Source organism: Patiriisocius marinus (assembly GCF_008974325.1).
Classification (GTDB): domain Bacteria; phylum Bacteroidota; class Bacteroidia; order Flavobacteriales; family Flavobacteriaceae; genus Patiriisocius; species Patiriisocius marinus.
The window spans coordinates 207,221-231,335 of the sequence record NZ_BKCG01000003.1 but is presented as its reverse complement, the minus strand read 5'-3'; the positions used below and the strand labels follow the sequence as shown (position 1 = coordinate 231,335).

Below are 24,115 nucleotides of genomic sequence, written 5' to 3'. Positions count from 1 at the left end.
TAACCTATTAAAATACCTGTCTTGTTCTATAGCCCCGATTGCAATGAAAACCCCGCAATGAAGCCTTAGCGTAATGAGGAGTTGTAATGGAAAGCGGGAACTTACTCTAAAAATACACACTGTCTTTTGTGCTCCATAAAAAGTATAGAAAAAAAAAGCTAGCCATCTTAATTGATTACTAGCTTTAAAAGATAAACGGATAATAATACTTTTTTCTAAATCGCTAGGTATTCATCCATTTCTTAAAATCGCTAGTCTTTGGTCTGCTCACGATAAACTCTTGATCTCGTGGGTTAGCGATAGAAAGCTTCACCCGATGATTAAAGTAGGGATCCATTTTTATAATGGAAGTTTTAGAGACCAGCTGTCCACGATTAATTCTATAAAATGTGTGGGCATCTAATGTATCGAATAGTTGATCCATGGTTTCATCGATAATAAAGCGCTTAGTTGATGTCACGCCAAAGGTGATGCTATCTTCAGAATAACAATACAACAGATCTGTCACTTTTATTTGTACAAAGCCACCGCCTTCTTTTACCAACAATCCCTCTCTTTTAGCCGGTGTCTGCATACTTCCCAGTAATTGCTTTAAAATGGAAGGGTCAATTGTTGCGGGTGTATTCGACTTGAAGAATTTGTTGAGCGCCGTATTCAAGTCTTCTTTCTGTATGGGTTTTAATAAGTAATCTACGCTATTTACTTTAAAGGCTTGGATCGCATATTGATCAAACGCTGTTGTAAAGATAATTGGAGCTGTTACTTCTATTTTCTGAAATATTTCAAAACTTAAACCATCTGCCAGTTGGATATCCATAAACACCAAATCTGGTGTAGTATTGTTTTGAAACCATAGCACGGCATCTTCTACCGTATCAATGATATCCAATAGCTTATAATCAAAATTACAGGCTTTTAGCATGCGTTCTAATTGGCTTGCCGCTCGTGTTTCATCTTCAATTATTAATACGTTCATAGCTATTCTATTGTTCTGATGTCTTTAATAATGGAAGGGAAACAGAAAATTGGTTTTCATTGTTTACTATTTCAATCAATTTCTCAGTAATCAATGCGTAGCGCTTTTCAATATTTTTAAGCCCCACCTTCGTTGATGGTAGTTGGGTAGATTTTGCTTGAATTTTATTATCCACCGTAATATAATCATCCTTGATATGTATGTAAACAGTAAGTGGTTTCGCTTTAGAAATCACATTGTGTTTAATCGCATTCTCTAATAAAAGCTGTAGGCTCATAGGTACAATCATAGCATTTAGTGATGCTTCGGGTATATTCCAATTCAATTGCAAGTTATCTCCAAAACGTTCTGACTGTATGTGGATATATGCTTTAGCAAACTTTAGTTCATCCCGAAGCGAAATGAGATTTGCATTGCCAGACTCTAAGAGAAAGCGATATATATCTGATAATTTATCTACAAATTCTTTTGCTTCTTCTTTAGAGTTTTGGTCAATGATATCACGTAGTGTATTGAGCGTATTAAAGAAGAAGTGAGGTTGGGCCTGATTACGAAGTGCGTCTAATTGCGCTTGTACAATGGCTTGTTTAGACTGCTCTTCTTCTCTTATCGATTTTTTAAGTTGTAAATAAAAGTAAATGGCTTCGTAGATCGCCATCGTCATAATGGTGAGAAAAATAACGAACACTAATGATTTGGTTCTTTCTTGAAAATTATAAGTGAGCTCTTCAAAGAACAAAGAAAAGAAATGATGCCCCAAGAAATCGACCACGAACACCGTGACGGCAGTGGCGAAAAATAAAACCACAATACGATTAGCACTATCTTTTATGTTGGGATATTTTTTCCGTAAACGAATCAAGATGGCCCTATTGATAAACCAATCAAAGATGGAGAAGAATAATGAGATTCCCCAGACCAGCAATGCTTCACTAGTATTTAGGTTCTCAAATGCATTATTAAAAACATAGGCAGCGCTAAAACTTAAAATTAGAATACCAATAACCGTAAACCAGAAGTCATCAAAGCCTAAATATTTAATACGGTTCTCTTTATTTAGTAACATACTAATTGGGTTGTTTTCTTGTTTTAAATTTAAGAATAATAAGATGATTTACGAGTCAAATATCTAACCTTTACCTAGTTTATAAAAGGACTATAAGTTCAATTGTCGTTAACTGTAGTTGAATTGTAAAAATGGTGCCCTGATTTTATATACACTAAAAACACCCTTTTAAATGAAAGAAACAGTGGGAGGGAAGGGACTCAAATATTCATATTTGTATTATAATGTGCTGCGTTATGTGACGTTGCTTTGGAGAAGAAACAAAGTTTTAACCAATCTCCATTGATTTTATTTCTTTTTAAAATTTATTTAAAATGTAATCGAATGCTTTTTTCACGAAAAAACAATAGGAGTGTAAGGGAATGTGTATGGAATGCGAATAAATAACATAAAGTTTTGATAATTAAGATATTCCCTCAAAATAATCCCCAATTAATTTACTATATTTAAATTCTCTCTTGTAGCAATTAATAGACTAAATTTTATGTTTACCAATGTCATATTTATGTCAAAAATTTTGAATAGAACGTATTAAAAAAAACAAGAATGAGTGTTAAATATTATTTATTTGAAACAAATTCATATGGCAGATACTACACCTAAAATCAACATAATTGTTGTTCAAGATGAAATGCTGCAGGCTGAGGATATTGTAAACAGACTTAAAGAACTTAACTATAACATAATAGGTTTTACAGACTCCGCAGCGGCAGCCTTAGAATTAATATCACTACACCAACACGTCGATATATTATTGCTAGATGTTGTTTTAAAAGGTGCTACAGATGGTATTGAATTAGCAAGCATTATAAATGAGAAATATAATATCCCATTTATTTTTCTAACCGCTCATGCGGATAATACAATTATTGATAGAGCTAAAAAAGTAAAACCGCGTGCATATATATTAAAACCGTTTAATGATCGTCAGGTTAGTATAGCAATAGAGCTTACGCTAGTTAATTTTTCTAAAAAACCCTTGGAAAAAGAACTATTAGTGAAAAGTGATTTTAACTTTTCCGAAAATCAAGTGCCAAATCGTACCGATGGCTTCTATCTAAAAAAGAATAATCATTTTGAGCATGTAGGTTTCTTAGATATGCTTTTTTTTAGAAGTGATGTAAACTATACTTCGATTTATACAAAATCTGATCTTTTTATTTATAGCGAAGGTCTAAATAAGATAGTCGAGCAATTACCTAAAGAACATTTTATTAGAGTTCATAGAAGTTATGTTGTAAATATAAATGTAGTTTCAGGCTTTGAAGGTAATTTACTTTTTATTGGTAATTATAAAATCCCAGTTAGTAAGAAATATAAAGAAGCTGTTTTTAATCTTTTTAAAGATGTAATCTAGTATTATTCTTTTTCCCTGAGTCCTTCTTAAAAACGTTGAGTTTCTAAATGTCTAGAATACCTGAGTATTTGAAGTAAGCAAGAAATTAATTTTTTTGAGTTTGTTCAAATCCCGTAATCCCTAAGAATCGCGTATTTGAAATAATACGTACTATTCGCCGTTTTACTCATATTATACATTTGTTCTATAATGGTCAGCATTATGTAACTTGAGCTTTGGTTAAAAGCGGTTCGCAGAAACTTTCTTTCTTTATTTTTTTTCTCTCCTAAAGTGAAATTATAAATGTGAATGGAACACTTTTTACAGCGTTGGATGTAGGAGTGGAGGTAAAGTGTGTGGAATGCAATTTTATGACGAGTGTAACTTATAATTAACCTAATATTCGACCTAGCAATATTATCTAGAAAACACTTCTTTAAATTGATAAAAGAAACGTTCAATTAACCTCAAATCTTCGGTAACAATTTCTGCAATCCCTCGCATTTCTTGTTTAAATTCAATTTCTTTTTTATAAGAAGTTACAAGAGTGGATGGGAGCGAAACATCAATAAGATAAAAACCATCTACATCTGGAATTAAAGAAATATTTTTAACGGTGCCTTGTAAAGTTCCAAACTCAGTATCTGGAAAATTTTCTAATTTGATATTCACTTTTTGACCAACTTTTATTTTTCCAGAATTTTGAGCAGGGGTTTTCAATTTTGCAATAAAATCTGTATTTTCAATAGGAATAATTGTAAAAACCAAATCACCTTGATTTACATTTTGATTTTCAGTCCAAAAGTTCAAGAATGAAACATTCCCATCAATTCTTGATTGTAAAAGATAACGCAACTCCCAATCTTTAATACTTTTCTTTAATTGATTATAAGACTGTATCACATTTTTTAGCAATACCATATCTTCTTTAGTTTTACTAATTGTTGTGCCTTGTAGCGTATTTGACGCATTGCTAATGGCCTCTTTTATTTGAGATATAGAAACAGTCATATTCTTGTAATTGCGTTGTGCCCGTAAGTATTCTAACTGTTTGTTTTCATATTCCATTGCAGAAATAACACCTTTGTCAAAAAGTGTTTCATTTCTTTTCAAGTCTTTTTCTATAAATGCTAACTCAGATGTGTTTAACTCTTTTTGAGCGTTTAAGTTTGCCAATCTTCGTTTTAGTTCTGAAACTGAAAATCTGTTTGCGACTGCTACGTTAGAAAAAGGTTGCAGTTCTTTATTTAATTTGTATTGAATAAAACTATTTTCAAATAATGCATAGTCTGAATCTATATCCCCTAAAAATAGCACAGGAACATTATCTATTGGATAATCAAAAGATTTACTATTTATTTTCAACGTGTCAAGAATTGATTTTAAAAATAATACATCTTGAAACTTAGCGGTATTTTCAAGAACTGCTAAAGGTTGATTCTTATAAACCTGCTCATTGTTTTCAATTAGTAATGTGTCTAATCTACCTGTGATTTTTGCATACTCTTTTTGAGGTGGTATTTGAGTTGTTATAATCGCTTCTGAAATAATAATATCTGGATATTTCACAAACCACGAAAGAAACAATAGCATAAGAATTAAAGCTAAAAACAAGACATTACCCCAACGTATCATCCAATGTGGCACTTTGGTTAAAATCTCTTGCACTTCTTCGCTACGAAGCTCTATTTGTTCTATATGTTCATTCATTGTCCTCCCCTTAATCCCCTCCGGCGGAGGGGAGATTTTTTAGTTACCAAGTTCTAATTGGTTTTTAACAAGGTTGTAATAATCTCCTTTTTGCTTTACTAAAGCAGCATGATTGCCAACTTCTACTATTTTGCCTTGGTCTAATACTACTATTTGATGCGCATTTTTAACCGTACTCAAACGGTGCGCAATTACCACCACCGTTTTATTTTCAAAAAAGGTGTCTAGTTTTTCCATAATCACCTTTTCATTATTTGCGTCTAATGCAGAGGTGGCTTCATCAAAAAATAAAAAATTAGGGTTTTTATAAACGGCTCTGGCAATAAGTAAACGTTGTTTTTGTCCTGTACTTAAACCAACGCCCTCCATTCCTATTTTCGTATTATAAGACAATGGCAAGGTTTCAATAAATGATGCAATATTCGCAACATCTACTGCGTGGGCTAATCTCTTTTTATCTACATAATCCTCTCCTATAGCAATATTATTAGCAATGGTATCATTAAAAATATAACCCTCTTGCATCACAACACCACATTCATTACGCCACGTTTTTTGTGAAATGTTTTGTAAATCGTGATTTGCTAATTTAATTTGACCATTAATTGGATCATAAAATTTTAGCAGCAACTTCATCAACGTAGTTTTACCACTACCGCTTACACCGACTATTGCCGTTACTTTATTTGAAGGAATTTCTAAATCTAAATCTTTTAAAACAAGTTGGTCTGAGCCAATATATCTAAATGAAACTTTAGACAATGTGATATTGGTATCTAATGGAATGTTTTTAATCTTCTCAACATCTGTTTGTTCTTCATCTTCTTTGTTATGAATTTCAGATAATCTATCTAAAGATATTTTAGCATCCTGCACTTCTCTTATAAAACTAATGAGTTGAGCAATCGGGGAGTTGAGTTGCCCTACTATATAACTTATTGCTAGCATCATACCGAGTGTTATCTCTCCATCAATAACTAATTTTGCCGACAAAACAGTAATTAAAATGTTCTTTAACTCGTTAATAAACCCAGAACCTACGCTTTGATATTGCTCTAATGCCAAGCCCTCAATAGAAACTTTAAATAAACGAGCTTGCACGAACTCCCATCCCCAGCGTTTTTGTTTCTCTGCGTTGTGCAATTTAATTTCTTGCATACCATTTATAAGCTCAATAACCTTACTTTGCTCTTGGCTGACTTCTGAAAATCGTTTATAATCTAAATCTCTACGTTTTTTTAAGAAAATTATTATCCATAAAAAGTAAAGAAAACTACCCAATAAAAAGATACCAAATAGCGTGAGGTTATAATAAGCAAGCACCAAAACAAACACCACCAAATTAACTATCGAGAACAACACATTTAAAGAAGATGTTGTTAAGATGCGTTCTATACGCTTGTGGTCATTAATACGCTGTAAAATATCGCCCGTCATTCTAGTATCAAAAAAGGCGATGGGCAAGTTCATTAGCTTTATAAAAAAGTCTGAAACTAAGGAAATATTTATACGAGTGCTCAAATGTAATAATATCCAGCTTCTAATAACCTCGATTGCGGTTCTACCAATAAACAAAGCCAATTGCGCAAAAAGGATTAAATAAATAAAGTGAACGTTTTGATTTTTTATACCTACATCAACAATACTCTGGGTTAAAAAAGGAAATAAAAGTTGTAATAAACTAGCTGCCAGTAAACCAATAATAAGCTGCCATAGAAACTTTTTATACTTAAAAATATACCTTGCTAAAAATTTAAATCCAAATTCTTTAATATCTGTATTAAAAGATGAATCATAAAACTTTGCAGTAGGTTCTAATAATAAGGCTATGCCTTCTTCTGTTTCTACTGTTGCATTATTACCTATCCAGTGATTTAAAAATTCTTTTTGATTGTATTTTAGAAGACCGTGCGCAGGATCAGAAATGAAAAAAGTGTTCCTTTTAATTTTATATAAAACTACATAGTGATTTTTATTCCAATGCAATATGCAGGGGAGTGGGGCTTCGTTTAAATCGGTATAAGAAATTTTAACGCTCAAAGTTCTAAAACCAATTACTTCTGCTGCATTACTTAAATTTAACAAACTACTTCCAGAACGTTGGGTTTCAGAAATATTTCTTAGAAAATTTAATAAGAATGTTTTTTTATGAAATTTAGCAATGATTTTTAAACAAATAGGGCCGCAATCTTTATAGTCTGGCTGTTTATAATGTGGAAATCTATTCAAAAAATTTTCTATTTTAAAAGTATACTTAGTTTTAAAAAAAACGTGTAATTTTATTTAGACCATAATCTAGCTAATTTTTTTTTCAGAACCTTTTTATCAATTTCAAAAGATTTTTCTGTAACAAGAATACCACTATCACTTAAATTAGAATAACCCTGCTCTCCTTTCCATTTTGATATAAAAGGATTATAATTACATTCATATTCATGAAACCATAGATTACTATTTTCATTTAATTTTACATCACGGGGATCGACACACATATAACGAAATTCACAATCTTTACATATTAATGTATTCTTCTTTTTTATGCTCCATTTTTTTTGAAAATTATTACTTTGAATAATATTTATAAAATTGTCTTTCGATATCTTTAATATATTACCAAATATATCATATGAATTTAATCCATTTTTAATGTTACCCAGATTGTCTATATATATTTTTTTATTAAAATAGTTGTGATAATTGTATGCTTCGAAAAAGTGATCAAAATTTATACTAAGCTTATTTTTGTAAACATTTGCTGAATATTCAGTGAAAGAATTTGAGTATTCTATAATTTTAAAAAATTCAGAATTATTATTTGTGTAATTCGAATATGATGAATTAAATAATAAAATAGCGAATACTTGATTAAATTTCACTAAATTTCTAAAGTCTGATGGACTATAATCTCTATTCTCCTCTATTAGTATTAGATGGATGGAGTCTACTTCTAATTTTGAGATATTTTTAATTATATAATTAATTCTAGTTTTGTCGTAATGCTTAACAATAATTGATATATTTCTTACATCAATTTTTCCAAACAATTCAGAAAATAAAGAAACTTCAATATTGTCATGGATAATTACATCTGATATAAGGAATGGTGTTTGAAATTGCCGATCAACTTCTGGAAAGTTATTTAACTCAATATCATTTTCAATTTTAAATAATATTTCTTCGCTTAATAAAAAATCTATCCAATCTGTACTTTCAAATTCATTTTCGAACTTAATTATTCCGCTAGAATTTATCAATGAAAATATTTCATTCGAAATAAAAAAATAATCATTTCGAATTAAATCATAGATTATTGCTCTATTAAATCCTTGAATTGGAATACATAATCTATTTCGAATGTATTTGCTCATATAACTGATTTATAAATTGTTCCAATCTGAAGATGGTTAGTTTTATACCTATTTGAAATTCTAAACTTATTAATAGTTTTTTTATCTATAGTTTTTTTTGCTTCTTTAACTGATAATAAATGTATAGGTGCAACACCTAATTTAATTTCTTTTTTTAAATTTTCAATCATTTTATAAATATTCAGCAATTTTTTTTTCTAAATGATAGTTACAAGGTTTTGAAGTCATTCCAAATTGTCCAATAGGGTTGATATCTAAAAGATAATATTCATTATCAAGAGTCAATATAATATCTAAAGATGCACAATCAATTTTAAAATTTTCCAACATTTGTTTCAATAACTTCTCATAATTTTTGTTTAAAGTATAAGGACTTTCTCTATTAGGCTTATTTAGATCATAATGTCTAAAATCTACTTTTGTTTTAGGATTATTTTGAGAAAATATTGCCATTGAAAAAAAATTATCTTTTAAGTAAAAAGCTCTTATTTCGAATTTTTTAGGAATATAAGATTGGAAAAATGTTGGCACAAAAGTTAGAGGCAATTCATCAATCTCACTACTATTTAATTTATAACTATAACTTAAATATGTAGAATCATTTAACTTTTCTCTAAGACTATACCTAATAGATTTTGAAATTACACCATTTTTACAATTGTTTTTATAAAATTTAATCAAATCAATTTTAGACTGAGTAATTAGAAATGAAGGCATATTTATTTTATTAAATTTACAATATCTTAGTACTTCCAACTTATTTAATAAATTATCCTCAAAACCGTTTATACTCTTTTTAGTTTTTAAAAGAGAGAAAATATATTCTGCAATACTCCTATTTTCTATGTTATTATATTTTTTTGTTACCTGGCTAAAATCAAAACCTAAATCATTCTTGAAAAATAAATCTCCACGACGATACCAAACTGAATCAATTTCGGAAAATGATATTTTCTTTGTTGATGTTTTAAGTATAAAATCATCTTCAGTTAAACTTTCAATTTTTAGTTTATCATCTTCATTGATTCGTATAAATTTTTTTTGCATAGAATTTAACCATCTCATTACATAAGTAGTGGTAAAATCATTTTGTATCGAAATGATTAAGATCATAAGTATTAAATTATAATTCTACTGCTTGAATTGTGTATAAGTAATTCTTGTTAATATTCCCTTGTGCTTTCATTCCACTAATTTTGTTAATAATTTGAATATTGTTTTCATCAAAATTTAAGTTATTTATTAGGTAGTTTTTTATTTGTTTTAATTGTTTTTCAATAATTTCAACATTATGATTATTAAGTTTTGATGGTCTTATATAAATTTTTGAAGGCATTTCTTTATTATATAATTCGCTAATTACATATAACTGGAGAAGTGATTCAGTATAATTAATATTATTACTATTATCAAATTTTAAGAGAAATAATGGATTTTCTTTTTCTTTTAATTTACCAGCTACGTAAAAGGACTTGGTTATTACTATGGGTATGAGCCAGCTAATTTTCTCATCTAATGCAGATTCAATAGCACATTGTATTATTTTTTCTTTATGATTATCGTTTGAGTGGATAGCAAGAATTGTAGGGTCAATTTCTCTATAACTCTCAAAATTGTTAGAATAAAAAGTTCTAGGAAACCCATAAACATTACAGAAATTAGTTAGATATTCTGAACTTAATGAATCTTGACGCACCTCATTACTATAGTCATCGGTTTTATTACGTCTTATATATTGATCCAAAAAAACTAAATTTTCAATTTTTTGGAAATATGAAGTGTCTACGTTTTTCCAAAACAATGGGTTGGCTTTATTAAAGTATTTCTTACTTTCCTGCCATATAGGTTTAAATTTTACACTGTCTAATAATTTAATATTGTACCCTCCATCAAAAGCCGTTTTAACATATCTCAGTGCATACTTATTATTTTTAGCGATATAACATCTAGCCAAATACATGGATGAACTATAAATAAATTCGTGACCTTTTAGTTTTTTAAAAAGTAATTCTGCATTTTCACAATCGTTTGCATCAACTAAATTATAGAGTTGTATTGTTTTTTCTCTATCCAATAACCAATCTCTTAATTGATAATCTAATTTATCATTTTGAAAATCCTGACAACCTATTGTAAAAAAATACAGACTTATCAAAATTACATAAGTCTGCCTTTTTTTAATAAAAAATAATATTTCTGTTAACATTGGTTTACACTAGTGTAATTTACTTTACAATTATCATCATATACGGTTGTGTAAGTGTCGCAAGGCTGACCACTACAATTAGTGTTACCCGATTCTGTACCTCCACTACTTGTAGGATCTGTACCGCCAACTAAGATGTTTAATTGTTCTTTTTTCATTTCTTTTTTAAATAAATTAGAATTAAAACCTGATTTCATATCGTGATAGTTTTTTTAAAATTATTAATTAATGAATATTTTCTAATCTTGACAAACTGGTGAAACATCATACCAAAATATTGAGCAGTCATCATTATAAATGGTTTCGTACGTATCACCAGAAGGATAATGATTTGTTGGTCCAGTTTCTGTGCCGCCACTTCCACCAATAACTCCACCTCCAAAGAGATTATCTAATGATTTTTTTTCAATAGATTTTTTAAAAAGTTTAGAATTGAATTTTGTTTTCATAATAATAAATTAAATATTCAACTTACTCTATATAAGGCTTTTCAGTTTCCGCCATCTCAAATCTAAAGAAAAAGTTTTAATATAGAGCATATATGCGTTTATAATTCTTAATTGATATATTCACTTTTAGAGTGTGATAAACAGTAACACTCAATATATAAAAGACTTCGGAATAAATCTTAGGAAATTGCGAAGAATAAAAAGATTATCACAAGAAGAGTTAGCATTTGATTGTAATATAGCAATTTCTCAAATAGGAAGGATCGAGCGTGGAGAAGTAAATACGACATTAAGTACATTATATACTATTCCTTTAGCTTTAGAAATCACAGTACCAGAGTTGCTTGAATTTTAAATTTTGTTTAAATATACCTCCTACTATATAGGAGGAGGGAAGTTAGTAATACCTAACTCTACATTAAAAAGCCTAATAGAGTGGACATAAATAGCTTGTCTTGGCATATATATTATCTTAAAGCTAAACGTTGAATGTAACCCTAAAAATAAATAACTGCGTAAAAAATAAAACTTAGAATAAAAAAGATAACGAACATCCATAATAAAAGTGTTTAAAGTTAAAACCCCCGCAATATGCAAGGAAAGCTTTCATTTTGTTTTGAATGAATCTAATGCAAGGGGTAAAGCGTTTTACGGAGCTTTGGATATGGTCTTGGTTAAAAAGCTTTACTTCATTTTACCCTTGAATTACACGATTTCAAAAAAAGACCTTTGCTGTAACTTGTGTGTGCCAAAATCCCAAATTATAACAAAAATGTAAAATTGAATCACAATCTGGCTGTAGCGTTGGCAAAACGGCCTCAGAAAACTTTGGTTAAAACAATAGGCGAATGAGCGTCCATATTTTAGAGATCTAGCAATACATATTATTAATAAATTCAATGTTTAAGGCTAGTTCAAAGTAATCTTAGTGAGTTAGAATGCTTTCTAAAATATAGCGATTGAACCGTGATTGTTTCCAAAGTTTTGTGCAGCCTTGATTTTTTTGTTTCTTTTTTTGTCAAGAAAAAAAGATAATAATAAACGATTAATAGCAAGGGTTTCAAATTTCAGTTCTAATCTAAATGTTGTTAAACAGCTCAAATCAAAAAAGTTGAATAATAGCACAATTAGAGCAAGTGTACAGAAATTATCTCGCAGAGTAATTTTGTACTCTTGCGGAAGGCTTTACGAGAATGTCGTAGAAAAAAATATTGCAGGATTATTATCGTATACGTGATTTTTAAACAAATCTAAAAGGTTAGCTTTTTTTTGGCGCTGGCAATGCGGTTGGAAATTGTGTTTAGAAATATACGTCATAAGCGTTTAATTTATAAAAAGCAATCGAGCGCATAGGCAGTGGCAATTTTACATAGCGACTAATTATGGTACAAATCTAACGAGGTGTTTAAACTAGACCAAAACCAAAAATGTTTAATGACCCCCAGATATGGTTTAATCAAACGAACTAAGTAGTATGGGGATATTTTACATAATATAGAATTATAGCTTACAAACTCACTATGTTCATTGAAACATCAAAAATGATACATTTGTACTATAATGTTCTGCGTTATGTAACTTTGCTTTGAAAAAAGCGATACGCTAGTATTAGATTTCCATATTTTTTTCTTTACAAATGTTTTTTGAAAATGTGAGTGGAACACTCTTTACAGCGGTGGCAGTAGGAGTGGAGGTAATGGGTGTGGAGTGGATTACTGTAATAAATTAATCTCTTGATAAAACCTCTCTAATTTGATGAAAAAATCTTTCTACCAATCTTAGATCTTCAGTTATTATTTGTGCGGAACCAGAAAGGTTTTTTAAATATTCTATTTTTTTACCATGAGTAGTTGTAAGACCATTAGACAGTTTAATGTTTGCTTGGAAAAAATTATCATTTGGAACATTCGATAAATTTGTGATATGCGCTTTTAGTAAACCAAATTCACTTGCATTAAAGCCATCTAAAGAAATATTAACTATTTGTCCTATTTCAACCTTACCAGAATTGAGAACGGGTATTTTTAGATAGCCAATAAAATCTCCCTCTTCATTAGGAATTACAGAAAAAAGTGGGATGTTAGGTTGCACAAATTGATTTAAATTCACTGTTTGCAAATATTTTAATTTGCCATTTACAGGACTTTTAATAACGTGAGTTTTAATCCAATTATCTAAGGCTATCTCCGTTTCTTTTACCGCTTCATAAATATTTAACTCATTGCTTAAAATTGTTTCTTCTTCACTGTGGCCAAGATTGCTTTTATTACTATTGATATTTATTTTTTGGCTTTTTAATTGAAATATTCTTGCTATTTGAGACTCATAACTTCTTTGGCTCTGTAAATATTGAGTTTCGTAGGTTTCAAATTCACGTTTTGAAATAACACCTTTATTAAATAATTGTTTATTTCTATTCAAATTAATTTCTGAAAGTTCTAATTCCCGCTTTGCTACATCTCTATCGTTTTCAGCACTCTTAATTAAGTTGTTAAATACTTGTAATTGATTATCCTGTAAATTTGCCTGCTTTTCATAATTACCATCTTCTAAATGATGTTCATAACTATGAGCAAGTCTGGCTAGATTATTATAATTGCTTTGTATCTCGCCCAAATTGAGTTTTGTAAATTCTATTTCCAAAACTGAGTCAATGTCATATTCTACTCTTTCTATATTTTTAAGTATAGAATCAAGTAATTTTATATGGCTTAGATTTACATTGTTATCAATTATTGCAATCCAATCATTTTCATTAATAGAAGAGTTATCTTTAAAAAATAAACTATCAATTTTATCATTAATTTTGGGTGATAGTAAAATTGGTGGGTTTTGTGATGTTACGATGGATTGTGCAATGATTACATCTGGATATTTAATAAAAAATGAAATAGTTATTAATAATATGATGAAACCAAACAAAATAGTATTACCCCATTTAAAAATAGATTTTGGTGGGTTTGATAAAATGTCTTGAACCCCTTCACTGTATACATAAAATTCTTCGTTTTCTCTTTCCATTTTAATTGCCTAATTCAAGTTGATTTTTGACTAATTCATAATAGTCACCTTTTAATGCTGTAAGTTGTTCATGAGTACCCTCTTCCACGATCTGGCCATTTTCTAGTACAATAATGTTATCTGCATTTCTCACTGTGCTTAACCTATGTGCCACGATTATTGCTGTTCTATTCTTTAAAAACTCAGCTAATTTTTCCATTATCGCCTTTTCATTATTAGCATCAAGGGAGCTTGTGGCCTCATCAAAAAATATATATTCTGGGTTTTTGTATACTGCTCTTGCAATCATAATACGTTGCTGTTGCCCACCACTTAATCTAATTCCATTAGTGCCAATTTCGGTATTTAGTCCATTAGGTAGTCTGTCAACAAATTCATCAATGTTAGCAATTGAAATAGCTTGGCGCAGTTTTTCAGCATCAATAACTTCATTTTGTTCAGATTCTGCTATATTATTTGCTATACTATCATTAAAAATAAAAACATCTTGCATTACTGCTCCACATTGTGCTCGCCAAAAATCATTTTGAATATGGTTCAAGGCTTGTGTACCTATATTGATTATTCCCTCAGTAGGCTCATAAAATTTTAATAATAATTTTAATAACGTGGTTTTACCGCTACCGCTAGCACCAACAATTGCGGTAGTTTTACCTTTAGGTATTGAACAATTAATATTCTTCAATACCATTTTATCTCTCTTACTGCCATATCTAAAAAATAAATCTTTAATCTCTAAATTTGCATTTTCAGGAATAAATTGTGATTTATTGTCCACTTGTGAATCTTCATTTTCTTTTGAGTGAATTTGCCAAAGTCTCTCTAAACTCAATTTCGCATCTTGCCAAGACTGTATAAAACCAATAAAGCTAGACAGAGGAAGATTTAATTGCCCAACGATATATTGTACCGAAAGCATAATACCTAATGTAATATCACCATTAACCACCGCTGTTGCTGAAATGAATGTGATAATAATATTTTTAAGTTCATTTATAAAGTTTGAACCAATGGATTGATATTGAGCTAATTTTAAACTACTTATAGATGTTTTAAAAAGGCTAATTTGGATGCCTTCCCATTTCCATCGATGCTTTCTTTGTGAATTATTAGTCTTTATCTCTTTAACTCCATTTATAATTTGTACTAAGGAAGATTGACTTTGCGAGTTTTCATCAAATCGCTTAAAATCGAGTTCTGCTCTTTTTTTTAAGAAAAAAAGTGTCCAAGCAACATAGCCAATCGCTCCCGTAATAAATACAAGAAATATTTGTAAATCATAAAAGATAAGTACAGCATTAAATACTAAAAACAATAACACAGAATAAATCATACTCAAAGCGTTATTTGCCACAAAATTTTGTATTCTGTTATGGTCGTTAATTCTCTCTAGATAATCTCCAGTATTTCTTGTGTCAAAAAACGGAACAGGTAGCTTTAGCATTTTCATTAAAAAATCTGAAAGCATTTTTATATTGAATCTGCTAGTAATATGTAGAAGTAGCCACTGCCTAAAGATAGTAACTAACGTCTGTGATATAAAGAGCGCTAATTGGGCAATGAGTATTAGGTAAATAAAGGGTATATCTTGGTTTACAACTCCAATATCCACCACTGATTGCATCAAAAAAGGAAAAATAAATTGTATGATTGTAGCAACAAGGAATCCTATAAATAATTGAAAGAATATTTTCTTATATGGCTTTAGGTAGGGGATAAGAAATGAAAAACCCTTTTTGTCATTAGTGTTTTCTTCTTGTTTGTAAAACTCAGGACTCGGCTCTAAAAATAGTACAAAGCCATTCTCGTCGGTTGCGCTTGTCCATGCTTTGAAAAACTCATCTAATGGATAGTCCAACAACCCTTGAGCAGGATCCGCAATATAAACTCTATTTTTAGTGGTTTTATATACAACCACCATATGGCGTTGACGCCATGGGATAATAAAAGGAGTTGGAGCCTCTTTTACTAAACTTTCTAAAGTTATACGCATCCCTAAAGTACGCATCCCAATAGCTTCAGCTGCATCTGCAATACCAGCCATCGTAACACCCAATCTTGTAATACCTGCTTTTTCTCGCAAGTAGTCTCTAGAAAAACGCTTGCCGTGGTATTTGGCAATCATTCTAAGACACGTAGGACCACAATCTCTATTGTCAAATTGCTTATAAAACGGAAAATTTTTATTCTTTAATGATTGTGCTGCCATCGCATTTGGTAAGGGTATTTTTCATATAATACGTTATCTTCATTGATTGTATTACCATCTTTTCCTTCTTTTACTGCTTTTTTAAAGATTGCAATGGCTTCATCTTCTTTTTTGAGCTGAGCCAGGCTTAGCCCTTTATAAAATAAAACCTCAGCAAAATTGGGGTACGTTTTTAATGCCAAATCAAATTGCTCAATAGCTTGTCCATATTTGCCTAATTCATATTTTGTAATTCCGAAATAAAACAAATCTAGATAATGGGCACCATCGTCAAACTTTTCTTTTTGTTCTTTTATATCTTTAGCGAGTAGTTGTTCTGCTTGTTCAAACTCATTTAACTGAAGATGGGATAATGCTATATAAAATTTATAGGTATGATCCATTTCATAAGAATTTCCGTGCATTTCTATTGCCGCTTGAAAATCTTTAATAGCTTCCCTATATTCTTTTGAGAAAATACACTTTATAAAAGCACGATAGGGCAAGTATTTTTGAGGATTATATTGTACAGCTTTATCTATAAATTGCATACCCACTTCATATTTTCTAGCTTTAAACAAAGGCATTGCTTTTTGTTGCCAGAGATATGAGATAGTACTATCCTTTTCTAAACCCTTACTAAGACATTCTTGCCATTCATTCATTTCATATGTATAGTTATGTTTTTTTGCACATTGCTTACTATATTCTTCAATTATTTGTTCTTGCGCTTCTGTGTATTTTTGAAAAATAGGTTTTTCTGTATTGTTATTTTTGATAGGTTGTGAACAAGAGAATACGATACATAAAAAAAGGATAGAGATGTAAATTTTCATAGCACTAATTTTTAAGGTTAACTTCTATAAAATTACTAAAAGTGAAATTATAAGGTTGATTAGTGTATGTATAATCTTTAACTATATCACCATATTCACGTATCATTTTTATATACTGTTCTTTAATTGTTGCGTACAGTTGTATGCTAGGTTCTTTTATTACTTGCACTACTCCTTTATAATGCGCACAAAATTTTTCAAAACAAACAAGATCGTATTTGTACTTGTTTAGGTAAAACCCTATTCTAGCTAATGCTTCTTGTTTTTCTTTATCATTAAACACATTAGCTGTTATACAATTATCTAAGCAAAGCGTAGAGGTATAGTAGGTGTATAAGGCATGAAAAAGCACATAAAAGCTTCTGTATTCTTTTGGGTTTTCTAGTATGGGGGCTAATGGAGCGTTGGGGTCTAGTATAAAATGTTCCTGTTTATTAAACCAAAACATAAACATAATGGCATGCCCAGATTGGTGTGCAATATCATCTACAAAAAAGGCTTCGCCGTAATCGTCTTGGTAGGCATTTAAAAATGCCATACCTAGCACATTGTTTGAAGCAAAAGAGTTCGTGTGCTTTGGGTCTGCTTTAAAAACACATAATTTGCTGCAGCATTTTTGTATGAGTTTAAAATGTGAGGGGCTCGTTTTTTCGATACATTGTACCGCATTTTTTAAGTCTGCTTTGTTTTTTAAAAATAATGCTTTGTCCATCTCAACTAACTTTGGATCAAGTGGCTGCTCATTCTTATCTCTAAAAATGGGAGATAACAATGGTGTATAGGTTTTAATAAGCTCAATAGTTTTATTTTGGTCTAAATAATAGGGCGCTTCTATGAGTTTTTTGTGGCGATTATAATATCCTTTATTAGGGATGTAAGCAATATTGCTATTGTTGTATAAATACTGTAATTGCAAAGATGTAGGATTAGCAAAATAGCCTTGCATCAACTCTTTTAGTAAAGCTTCTCCATTTTCTGAATACGTAGGGCTATTAAAAAAAGCGAATAATAAAGGTTCTAAAAATGTATCACTATTTTCAAAATTGAGTTGTGACGTAATATTTGGACTTTGTTTGTAAAGTAATAATTTAGTCGTGTTCGAAATTTCATCAACGTTAATATCATTATGTTTCATATTATATTTTTTTTAATTATGAAAATAGGTAAAAGCAGATATATATTTTATCCCAATTTTAGTAATAAACTCTCATTTTTCAGGATCGAATTTTAATCATAAAAATTTAATTAGTAATGGGATAACTAAATTGACGGAATTTGTTAAAGAGTGAAGTGTAATAGAATAAAAAATATTCTTATATAATCTTGCATATGAATAAAATATAGATGAAATAAATTGTGGAAGTAATATTAAGGGCGAGTATAAAATAATTTCATAAGTTAAATCATAATTAAACAAATGAGAAAATGCAAATAATAATATTGAAAAATATACAATACTTCGATTGTATTCGCTGAAAGTTTTTTTTAATTTCTCATCTATTTTAATACTATTGTTTAATATTTTAAAACAAAAATAACCGGCTGATATCGCAATAAATATTCTTAAAATAATGTTTTCAAATTCAAATATATTTAGTCCTAAAAATTTAGAAACTATATAATAAGAAAAAATAGTCAATGTAATTGATATATTGAATTTACTATATATCAGTGATAATCTGAATAGAAGCTCTTCTAATATTGGAGCAATTAAAACACCGATTATTAATTTATTAATTATTTTTAAATTATTAAATGTATCAATTTTTCCTTTCAAAGGGTAATCAAAAAATCCTAGTTTAGAAATAAAGATTATTGTTATCAAAGACAAAATTTTAAAAAAGAAAAACGCAACAACAAATTTCATAATGAAATTTTTATGTTTATTAATCGAATTATTACATTCTATCTTTCCATACTTTACTAAATAAAATAGATCTTTTATAAATTTCATAACTAATTTATTGGTATTCCAGTTTTAAAAATTTATAGATTAGTATAATTTTAAATTAATCGTCAAAAAATCCAGTAATTTTAAATTACTGGATTCAAAAATGTTTCAAGTTAATAATATTTTAATTAAATATTATATTCCAATTGTTCCATATTATTTCAAAGACTCCGTCACTAGGATCAACATCTGCAGGTGGAGTAGGGTCTGGATGACAATCCCCAAAAGTACCGCCACTTACGCTTGTTAATAATTCATCTTGATTTGTTGAAGCTGCTCTTTGTTGCAAAGCCTCAAAGCTTAATTTACTCATAATAAAAATTTTTAAGTTAACAATAGACCCAAACTTAAAACGTTTTTTTATTACTCCTTGCTCAAAAAAAGAGCAATTGCGCCCTGTTTTTATTTTGCTTAAAAGCAGTACCTTTATACTTTGTAATATGTAAATTAATTAAATACCCCATTCTCGGGCAAGAAATATGAAAGAAGTTGTAGCGAAACGCATAAAAGGGCTTAGAGAGTTAAGAGGTTTTTCTCAAGAAGAAATTGCAGACCGGTTAAATATATCTCGCTCTGCCTACGAGCGCATGGAAAACGGTAAAAGCCAGTCTTGGGCTACCCATCTTGGGAGTCTAGCAGAGGTTTTTGAGGTGACGCCAGAGTACTTTGTAAAAGAATCACCCAATAAGCAAGAAAATCATGAACAAAATGGAGGTTTGGCCTTGCAAAATAACGGTACGATAAACACCATCAATTATCTTTCAGAAAAACTCGTGGAGCAGTATGAAAAACGTATTGCGATATTAGAGAAGGAGTTGAAGGAGAGTAAGTTTTAAAAGCAAAATTTAAAAAATCAAAACTTTTTTTCTCGGCCTCAGAAAACTTTGATTAAAACAATAGGTGAAAGAGCGTACATATTTTAGAGATTTAGATATATTAATCTTTACAGTGACTAAGTTTCAAAGCTTATCTAAGTAAACGTAAGACTAACAGAGACTTTCTAAAATATAGCGATTGAGCCGTACATTGTTTCCAAAGTTTTATGCAGCCTTGATTTTTTTGTTTCTTTTTTCATCAAGGAAAAAAGATAATAATTTACTATTGACAATCACAATGTCAAATGTTTAATTCAAAATAGCTTGGAACTTTACAAACAAAAAAATAATCAACAAAAGACAAAATCTAGCAAGTGTAAAGAAATTTATGTGGCTGGCGTGTTGGCTTAAATTTTTTACTCTTGCGGAACGCTTTACGAGAATAGCTTAAAAAAAATTACAGCATATATTTTCCCATATAAGAGAATTATGAACAAAAAGAACAATCTAAGCTTTGTGCGGCTGCAAGCGATGGATAATTGTGTTTTAAAAATTTATGGCAACGCCTAAATATTTTAAAAAAGCAATCGAGCGCGAATGCAGTCGGCAATTTTACATAACGGCTAATTATGGGACATTGCGACGAATCTTCGAGTCAGAACAAACCAAAAAGTATAATGACCCCCAGACAAGCTTAAAATGAGCCAGACGATATAATCAGGGATATTTTACATAATGTCATTATAGCTTACACAGACGTCATATCAATGAAACGAGCAAAACAATCAAAATGTACTATAATTTATATTATGTAAAATAGAATATTTTGAAGTTAATAGGAACTTCCCTTTTACTAGTATTTAATTGTGTTCTTTAAATTAATGAAAATACTACTCTTCAGAATCTTATCTTTGAATTCTCGTTTTTTAAAAACTTATTCATTTAATTCCAAATCTATGAAGTTACTAACTACTAATACACAGTTCTTAATTATTGGATTATGTTTATTATTAATTACAGTAAGCTGTCAAGAAAAAAATACTCAGGTAGATACCACTTCAACAATTAACGGTTATAGTATTTCTGGTTCTGTGGCTAATTCAAACGCGACTATGGTGTATTTGGTAGATACAGCTAACAAACGTGTAGATTCGTCTAAGGTTACCAATAATAGTTTTTTATTAAAAGGTTCTATTGGGGAACCCAATATGTACAACTTGGTTTTTGATACATCAACACCGTCGTATGCAATTCTACTTGAGAATATGGCTTTTAATGTGCTTATGAATGATTCAGATGTACTGATTACTGGTGGTGATTTAAATACCAAATTAGCTACCTATAAACGTGACGAAGCTATTGCTAATGCACAGCGACTTTCGGTTTTAAAGAAGTTTTCTTTAGCGACAATTACCGATAAAGAGTTACTATTTTCATTAGATTCAATTTCACAATTAGAAACGGAATATGCTGTTTCTTTTATAGAAAAAAATAAAGATAACGTGCTCTCTTCTATGGCAATTGCAGCAGTTTCATTACCGCTAGAGGATTTAATAGCTTTAACGGAACGCACTAAAAATGCTAAAAACTCGCAGTTAATCAACACATTAACTACAACCATTGCTGTACTACAAAAAGCGGAAGATGATAAAATTGCAGCTGAAGAAAAAGTTGCAGCAAAACGAAAAGTATATCGTGTAGCTGCGCCACAGTTTTCAGGCGAATCACTTTCGGGTACAAACTTAGCGCTAACTTCAGTATTAAAAGGTAACAAGGCGGTGTTAGTAGATTTCTGGGCAAGTTGGTGTAAACCTTGCCGTATGGTGACTCCGGAAATTAAGTATATATACCAACAGTATAACAAGCTGGGTTTTGATATTATTACCGTTTCAGAAGATCGCACTCAAGCTGCTTGGCGTCAAGGTATTCAAGAAGACAATATGCTAGATTGGAACCATATTTATGACAACCAAATGACTATAGCGAGTCAGTTTGGAGCGCGAGCAATTCCGCATATGGTTTTAATTGATAAAGATGGAAAGATTATAAAAGATAAAATTTCAGTAAACCAACTCAAAAAAGAGTTGGCTATAATTTTTAAGTAAAGTCCCCTATTCTGCTTTTAGGGTTTTAATATCTGCTATAAGTTGCGCGATAGATACCTTGTTTAGTCCGTTATAAATACCACGAATATGTCTATTGCTATCTACAAGTATAAAATTTTCAGTGTGTAGAAAATCGGCTTCAGTTTTATCTAAACCTAAATCTTCTTCTACAAAATATTGGTTACGGCCTAAGTCGTAAATTTCGTTTCTTGGTCCAGTAACTAAATGCCATTTCCCATCAATTACATCTTTAGCTTCAGCAAACTCTTTTAAAATTTCAGGAGTATCGTGTTCTGGTGTAACTGAGTGCGAAAGCAATAACACGTTAGGATCATCTTTAAAAGCATCTTGTACTAGTTTCATATTATCTGTCATTTTAGGACAGATTCCTGTACAGAAAGTAAAAAAGAAATCGGTTACATATATTTTACCCGCTACCGTTGCTTCAGTAATTGCTTCGTTGTTTTGGTTTGTTAAATTAAAGGCTGGTACCGTATGGATTTGTGCTATAGTATCTACAGATGGATCTAACCATTGTGGAGTAAATGAAGCCTCTGTATAATATGGTAATTGTGCAACACGACTAGTAGTTTTAGCGGTACTTTCTGTGCACGAAATACTACACAAAAAGATGCTACCTAGCAGTAGTTGTAATAACACCATCTTCAAGTTGAAAACAAAGGTTTGCTCTTTTAAGCCCAAATATGCGTCCGTTTTTTGCTTCATAATTATTGTAAATTTTACCGTTTTCTCGCCACGATTGTTGGAGGCCTTCTTCTTTTCCGTTTACTAAACTGAGTTTTTTAAAAGGAGCTCCACTAATATACCATTGTTCGTGGGTGCCCTGTGCTATCCCATTAGTGTAACTTCCTTGCGAGCGAAGTTTCCCATTTTTCCACCAAGTGGTACTGGTTCCATTACGTTTACCGTTTGTATAAGTAGTTTCAAAACTTTTAATTCCATCTGCAAACCACTTAGTTTGAAGTCCGTTTTTAATCCCATTTAAATACGTGACTTTTTCCGACGGTATTCCGTTTGGGTACTTTGAAACTGCTATCCCAGTAAAGGGCTTCTCGTTTTGATAAAGAAGCCCTTCATTAGGATGAAGTGTAAGTTGCGATATTGAAATTTCGGCGAGTGTTTCGGTGTTTAAAATTTCCGAAGTACTGCTTCCCTCCTCTTTAGTTGTCGCTATATTATTACAACTAATTAGCATACAACAACTTACTACAAACAGACTATTGTATAGTGTTTGGCGTACCTTGATAATCTCCTGGAAATATGATGTAATATTCATTTAAATACGTTTCGTTCTGTATGTGGTAATGGTACTCAGCAGTATCAGTATGCTGCGTAGTTGACGTGTGTCCTCCAGAACTATCTAAATCTGTAGGATATGCTCCTGTTGAATCACATTTTCTTCCATACACGAAAAATCCGTCACTGATAATACCAATTAAGGCATCGTCATCATTTGAAAACGCTTTAGGCTCAAGGTGGTAATGGTAACTCTGAGGTCCTGTATGCGCCGCAGAATAGTCTAATGAAGGTACAGCATTATCTAAAGGAACGTTTGGTCCTTCTTGATCGTCATAAATCATTGCACCACTAACAGCAATACCAATAGGTCCTAATCCTGTTGCAGTTGTACTTGAAGCAAGTGCAGGACTCGCAGGAATTGTTAATGAAAAAGACCCATTAAAATCATCAATATTACCTGGCGCCATTTGCTCATATGAGGTTACTGTTGGCTCCACAAATAATGGATGATTTTCAGCCGAAGCTGGTGTTGAAATACCGTCCGTTTCACGAGCTGTTGTATTAGACCAATATGGTGATGTATGGTTAGGTAACCCGTTAGATTCTATCACCACGTTAGATCCACTCAACATAATGGTTAAATTATCTGTGTCAAATTCTGCAAATGCAGCGTGTAATTCAGTTACTGTATCATCATCATCGTCGCTTACTACAGTTACATCACTATCATCATCTCCACAAGCTGTGAATAATGTCATTGATGCAAAAAATGCGATGGTTAGAAATTTTACTTTGTTTGTTACTAATGTCATAGTTTTGGTTTTAGGG

General features: G+C 30.6%; 22 protein-coding genes. 4 read left to right on the top strand and 18 right to left on the bottom strand.

The window, feature by feature from the left end; all coding sequences use genetic code 11:
- Positions 1-223 precede the first annotated feature (223 nt).
- Positions 224-976, bottom strand: a complete 753-nt coding sequence (locus GBH57_RS08010; RefSeq protein ID WP_151673850.1) for a LytR/AlgR family response regulator transcription factor — start codon at positions 974-976, stop codon at positions 224-226.
- A gap of 7 nt (positions 977-983) precedes the next feature.
- Positions 984-2,042, bottom strand: coding sequence for a sensor histidine kinase (locus tag GBH57_RS08005; protein WP_151673848.1), 1,059 nt, complete (start codon positions 2,040-2,042; stop codon positions 984-986).
- A gap of 583 nt (positions 2,043-2,625) precedes the next feature.
- On the opposite strand from GBH57_RS08005, the gene GBH57_RS08000 reads away from it, so the two are divergent.
- Positions 2,626-3,399, top strand: a complete 774-nt coding sequence (locus GBH57_RS08000; RefSeq protein WP_151673846.1) for a response regulator — start codon at positions 2,626-2,628, stop codon at positions 3,397-3,399.
- Positions 3,400-3,795: 396 nt separating this feature from the next.
- On the opposite strand, the gene GBH57_RS07995 is transcribed toward GBH57_RS08000, so the two are convergent.
- The 7 genes from GBH57_RS07995 to GBH57_RS07965 form a co-directional block, all read right to left on the bottom strand.
- Positions 3,796-5,088 carry an HlyD family secretion protein gene (locus GBH57_RS07995; RefSeq protein WP_151673844.1) on the bottom strand — a complete coding sequence of 431 codons (1,293 nt, stop codon included), beginning with the start codon at positions 5,086-5,088 and terminating at the stop codon, positions 3,796-3,798.
- Positions 5,089-5,127: 39 nt separating this feature from the next.
- Complete coding sequence (locus GBH57_RS07990; protein WP_151673843.1) at positions 5,128-7,317, bottom strand: peptidase domain-containing ABC transporter; 2,190 nt, start codon at positions 7,315-7,317, stop codon at positions 5,128-5,130.
- Between the two features lie 50 nt (positions 7,318-7,367).
- Positions 7,368-8,456, bottom strand: a complete 1,089-nt coding sequence (locus GBH57_RS07985; protein ID WP_151673841.1) for a hypothetical protein — start codon at positions 8,454-8,456, stop codon at positions 7,368-7,370.
- A 171-nt stretch (positions 8,457-8,627) separates the two neighbouring features.
- The gene (gene gwsG, locus GBH57_RS07980) at positions 8,628-9,569 is read right to left on the bottom strand and encodes a grasp-with-spasm system ATP-grasp peptide maturase (protein WP_151673839.1); all 942 of its coding nucleotides are present in this window, start codon (positions 9,567-9,569) and stop codon (positions 8,628-8,630) included.
- A gap of 10 nt (positions 9,570-9,579) precedes the next feature.
- Complete coding sequence (locus tag GBH57_RS07975) at positions 9,580-10,662, bottom strand: hypothetical protein (protein ID WP_151673837.1); 1,083 nt, start codon at positions 10,660-10,662, stop codon at positions 9,580-9,582.
- Positions 10,656-10,859: a hypothetical protein gene (locus GBH57_RS07970; protein ID WP_151673835.1), complete on the bottom strand. Its 204-nt coding sequence runs from the start codon at positions 10,857-10,859 to the stop codon at positions 10,656-10,658. Before GBH57_RS07970 ends, GBH57_RS07975 begins: the two co-directional genes overlap by 7 nt.
- Positions 10,860-10,901: 42 nt before the next feature.
- Positions 10,902-11,111: a hypothetical protein gene (locus tag GBH57_RS07965; protein ID WP_151673833.1), complete on the bottom strand. Its 210-nt coding sequence runs from the start codon at positions 11,109-11,111 to the stop codon at positions 10,902-10,904.
- 133 nt (positions 11,112-11,244) lie between these two features.
- Between GBH57_RS07965 and GBH57_RS07960 the strand changes: the two genes are divergently transcribed.
- Positions 11,245-11,466, top strand: a complete 222-nt coding sequence (locus GBH57_RS07960; RefSeq protein WP_208997618.1) for a helix-turn-helix domain-containing protein — start codon at positions 11,245-11,247, stop codon at positions 11,464-11,466.
- 1,370 nt (positions 11,467-12,836) lie between these two features.
- Here the strand turns inward: GBH57_RS07960 and GBH57_RS07955 are convergent.
- The 6 genes from GBH57_RS07955 to GBH57_RS07930 all read right to left on the bottom strand — a co-directional run bounded on the left by GBH57_RS07955 (position 12,837) and on the right by GBH57_RS07930 (position 19,420).
- Positions 12,837-14,132, bottom strand: coding sequence for an HlyD family secretion protein (locus GBH57_RS07955; RefSeq protein ID WP_151673831.1), 1,296 nt, complete (start codon positions 14,130-14,132; stop codon positions 12,837-12,839).
- Position 14,133: 1 nt separating this feature from the next.
- Positions 14,134-16,341, bottom strand: coding sequence for a peptidase domain-containing ABC transporter (locus GBH57_RS07950; protein WP_151673829.1), 2,208 nt, complete (start codon positions 16,339-16,341; stop codon positions 14,134-14,136).
- A complete protein-coding gene (locus GBH57_RS07945; protein WP_151673827.1) occupies positions 16,323-17,156 on the bottom strand; it encodes a tetratricopeptide repeat protein in 834 nt (277 codons plus the stop codon). The genes GBH57_RS07950 and GBH57_RS07945 overlap by 19 nt, the downstream gene beginning before the upstream one ends.
- Before the next feature lie 4 nt (positions 17,157-17,160).
- Positions 17,161-18,291 carry a hypothetical protein gene (locus tag GBH57_RS07940; protein WP_151673825.1) on the bottom strand — a complete coding sequence of 377 codons (1,131 nt, stop codon included), beginning with the start codon at positions 18,289-18,291 and terminating at the stop codon, positions 17,161-17,163.
- 96 nt (positions 18,292-18,387) lie between these two features.
- Complete coding sequence (locus GBH57_RS07935) at positions 18,388-19,023, bottom strand: CPBP family glutamic-type intramembrane protease (RefSeq protein ID WP_161596077.1); 636 nt, start codon at positions 19,021-19,023, stop codon at positions 18,388-18,390.
- Between the two features lie 208 nt (positions 19,024-19,231).
- Complete coding sequence (locus GBH57_RS07930; protein ID WP_151673821.1) at positions 19,232-19,420, bottom strand: hypothetical protein; 189 nt, start codon at positions 19,418-19,420, stop codon at positions 19,232-19,234.
- 166 nt (positions 19,421-19,586) lie between these two features.
- Between GBH57_RS07930 and GBH57_RS07925 the strand changes: the two genes are divergently transcribed.
- Both GBH57_RS07925 and GBH57_RS07920 read left to right on the top strand, forming a co-directional pair.
- Positions 19,587-19,943, top strand: a complete 357-nt coding sequence (locus tag GBH57_RS07925; RefSeq protein ID WP_151673819.1) for a helix-turn-helix domain-containing protein — start codon at positions 19,587-19,589, stop codon at positions 19,941-19,943.
- 935 nt (positions 19,944-20,878) lie between these two features.
- A complete protein-coding gene (locus tag GBH57_RS07920; protein WP_161596076.1) occupies positions 20,879-22,027 on the top strand; it encodes a TlpA disulfide reductase family protein in 1,149 nt (382 codons plus the stop codon).
- 6 nt (positions 22,028-22,033) lie between these two features.
- On the opposite strand, the gene GBH57_RS07915 is transcribed toward GBH57_RS07920, so the two are convergent.
- Genes GBH57_RS07915 through GBH57_RS07905 form a run of 3 tightly spaced genes read right to left on the bottom strand, consistent with a single transcriptional unit; the run spans position 22,034 to position 24,099 of the window.
- Positions 22,034-22,753: an SCO family protein gene (locus GBH57_RS07915; protein WP_235904667.1), complete on the bottom strand. Its 720-nt coding sequence runs from the start codon at positions 22,751-22,753 to the stop codon at positions 22,034-22,036.
- Entirely contained in the window at positions 22,662-23,324 is a 663-nt protein-coding gene (locus GBH57_RS07910) for a toxin-antitoxin system YwqK family antitoxin (RefSeq protein ID WP_235904666.1), read from the bottom strand. The genes GBH57_RS07915 and GBH57_RS07910 overlap by 92 nt, the downstream gene beginning before the upstream one ends.
- Positions 23,266-24,099 (bottom strand): YHYH protein, encoded by an 834-nt coding sequence (locus GBH57_RS07905; RefSeq protein WP_151673815.1) that lies wholly within the window; start codon positions 24,097-24,099, stop codon positions 23,266-23,268. Before GBH57_RS07905 ends, GBH57_RS07910 begins: the two co-directional genes overlap by 59 nt.
- Positions 24,100-24,115: the final 16 nt, after the last annotated feature.

What these genes read in the sequence shown, in the direction of transcription:
- GBH57_RS08010 (WP_151673850.1), bottom strand. Translation starts at nt 976, where the DNA reads ATGAACGTATTAATAATTGAAGATGAAACACGAGCGGCAAGCCAATTA.
- GBH57_RS08005 (WP_151673848.1), bottom strand. Translation starts at nt 2,042, where the DNA reads ATGTTACTAAATAAAGAGAACCGTATTAAATATTTAGGCTTTGATGAC.
- GBH57_RS08000 (WP_151673846.1), top strand. Translation starts at nt 2,626, where the DNA reads ATGGCAGATACTACACCTAAAATCAACATAATTGTTGTTCAAGATGAA.
- GBH57_RS07995 (WP_151673844.1), bottom strand. Translation starts at nt 5,088, where the DNA reads ATGAATGAACATATAGAACAAATAGAGCTTCGTAGCGAAGAAGTGCAA.
- GBH57_RS07985 (WP_151673841.1), bottom strand. Translation starts at nt 8,456, where the DNA reads ATGAGCAAATACATTCGAAATAGATTATGTATTCCAATTCAAGGATTT.
- gwsG (WP_151673839.1), bottom strand. Translation starts at nt 9,569, where the DNA reads ATGATCTTAATCATTTCGATACAAAATGATTTTACCACTACTTATGTA.
- GBH57_RS07975 (WP_151673837.1), bottom strand. Translation starts at nt 10,662, where the DNA reads ATGTTAACAGAAATATTATTTTTTATTAAAAAAAGGCAGACTTATGTA.
- GBH57_RS07970 (WP_151673835.1), bottom strand. Translation starts at nt 10,859, where the DNA reads ATGAAATCAGGTTTTAATTCTAATTTATTTAAAAAAGAAATGAAAAAA.
- GBH57_RS07965 (WP_151673833.1), bottom strand. Translation starts at nt 11,111, where the DNA reads ATGAAAACAAAATTCAATTCTAAACTTTTTAAAAAATCTATTGAAAAA.
- GBH57_RS07955 (WP_151673831.1), bottom strand. Translation starts at nt 14,132, where the DNA reads ATGGAAAGAGAAAACGAAGAATTTTATGTATACAGTGAAGGGGTTCAA.
- GBH57_RS07950 (WP_151673829.1), bottom strand. Translation starts at nt 16,341, where the DNA reads ATGGCAGCACAATCATTAAAGAATAAAAATTTTCCGTTTTATAAGCAA.
- GBH57_RS07945 (WP_151673827.1), bottom strand. Translation starts at nt 17,156, where the DNA reads ATGAAAATTTACATCTCTATCCTTTTTTTATGTATCGTATTCTCTTGT.
- GBH57_RS07940 (WP_151673825.1), bottom strand. Translation starts at nt 18,291, where the DNA reads ATGAAACATAATGATATTAACGTTGATGAAATTTCGAACACGACTAAA.
- GBH57_RS07935 (WP_161596077.1), bottom strand. Translation starts at nt 19,023, where the DNA reads ATGAAATTTGTTGTTGCGTTTTTCTTTTTTAAAATTTTGTCTTTGATA.
- GBH57_RS07930 (WP_151673821.1), bottom strand. Translation starts at nt 19,420, where the DNA reads ATGAGTAAATTAAGCTTTGAGGCTTTGCAACAAAGAGCAGCTTCAACA.
- GBH57_RS07925 (WP_151673819.1), top strand. Translation starts at nt 19,587, where the DNA reads ATGAAAGAAGTTGTAGCGAAACGCATAAAAGGGCTTAGAGAGTTAAGA.
- GBH57_RS07920 (WP_161596076.1), top strand. Translation starts at nt 20,879, where the DNA reads ATGAAGTTACTAACTACTAATACACAGTTCTTAATTATTGGATTATGT.
- GBH57_RS07915 (WP_235904667.1), bottom strand. Translation starts at nt 22,753, where the DNA reads ATGAAGCAAAAAACGGACGCATATTTGGGCTTAAAAGAGCAAACCTTT.
- GBH57_RS07910 (WP_235904666.1), bottom strand. Translation starts at nt 23,324, where the DNA reads ATGAATATTACATCATATTTCCAGGAGATTATCAAGGTACGCCAAACA.
- GBH57_RS07905 (WP_151673815.1), bottom strand. Translation starts at nt 24,099, where the DNA reads ATGACATTAGTAACAAACAAAGTAAAATTTCTAACCATCGCATTTTTT.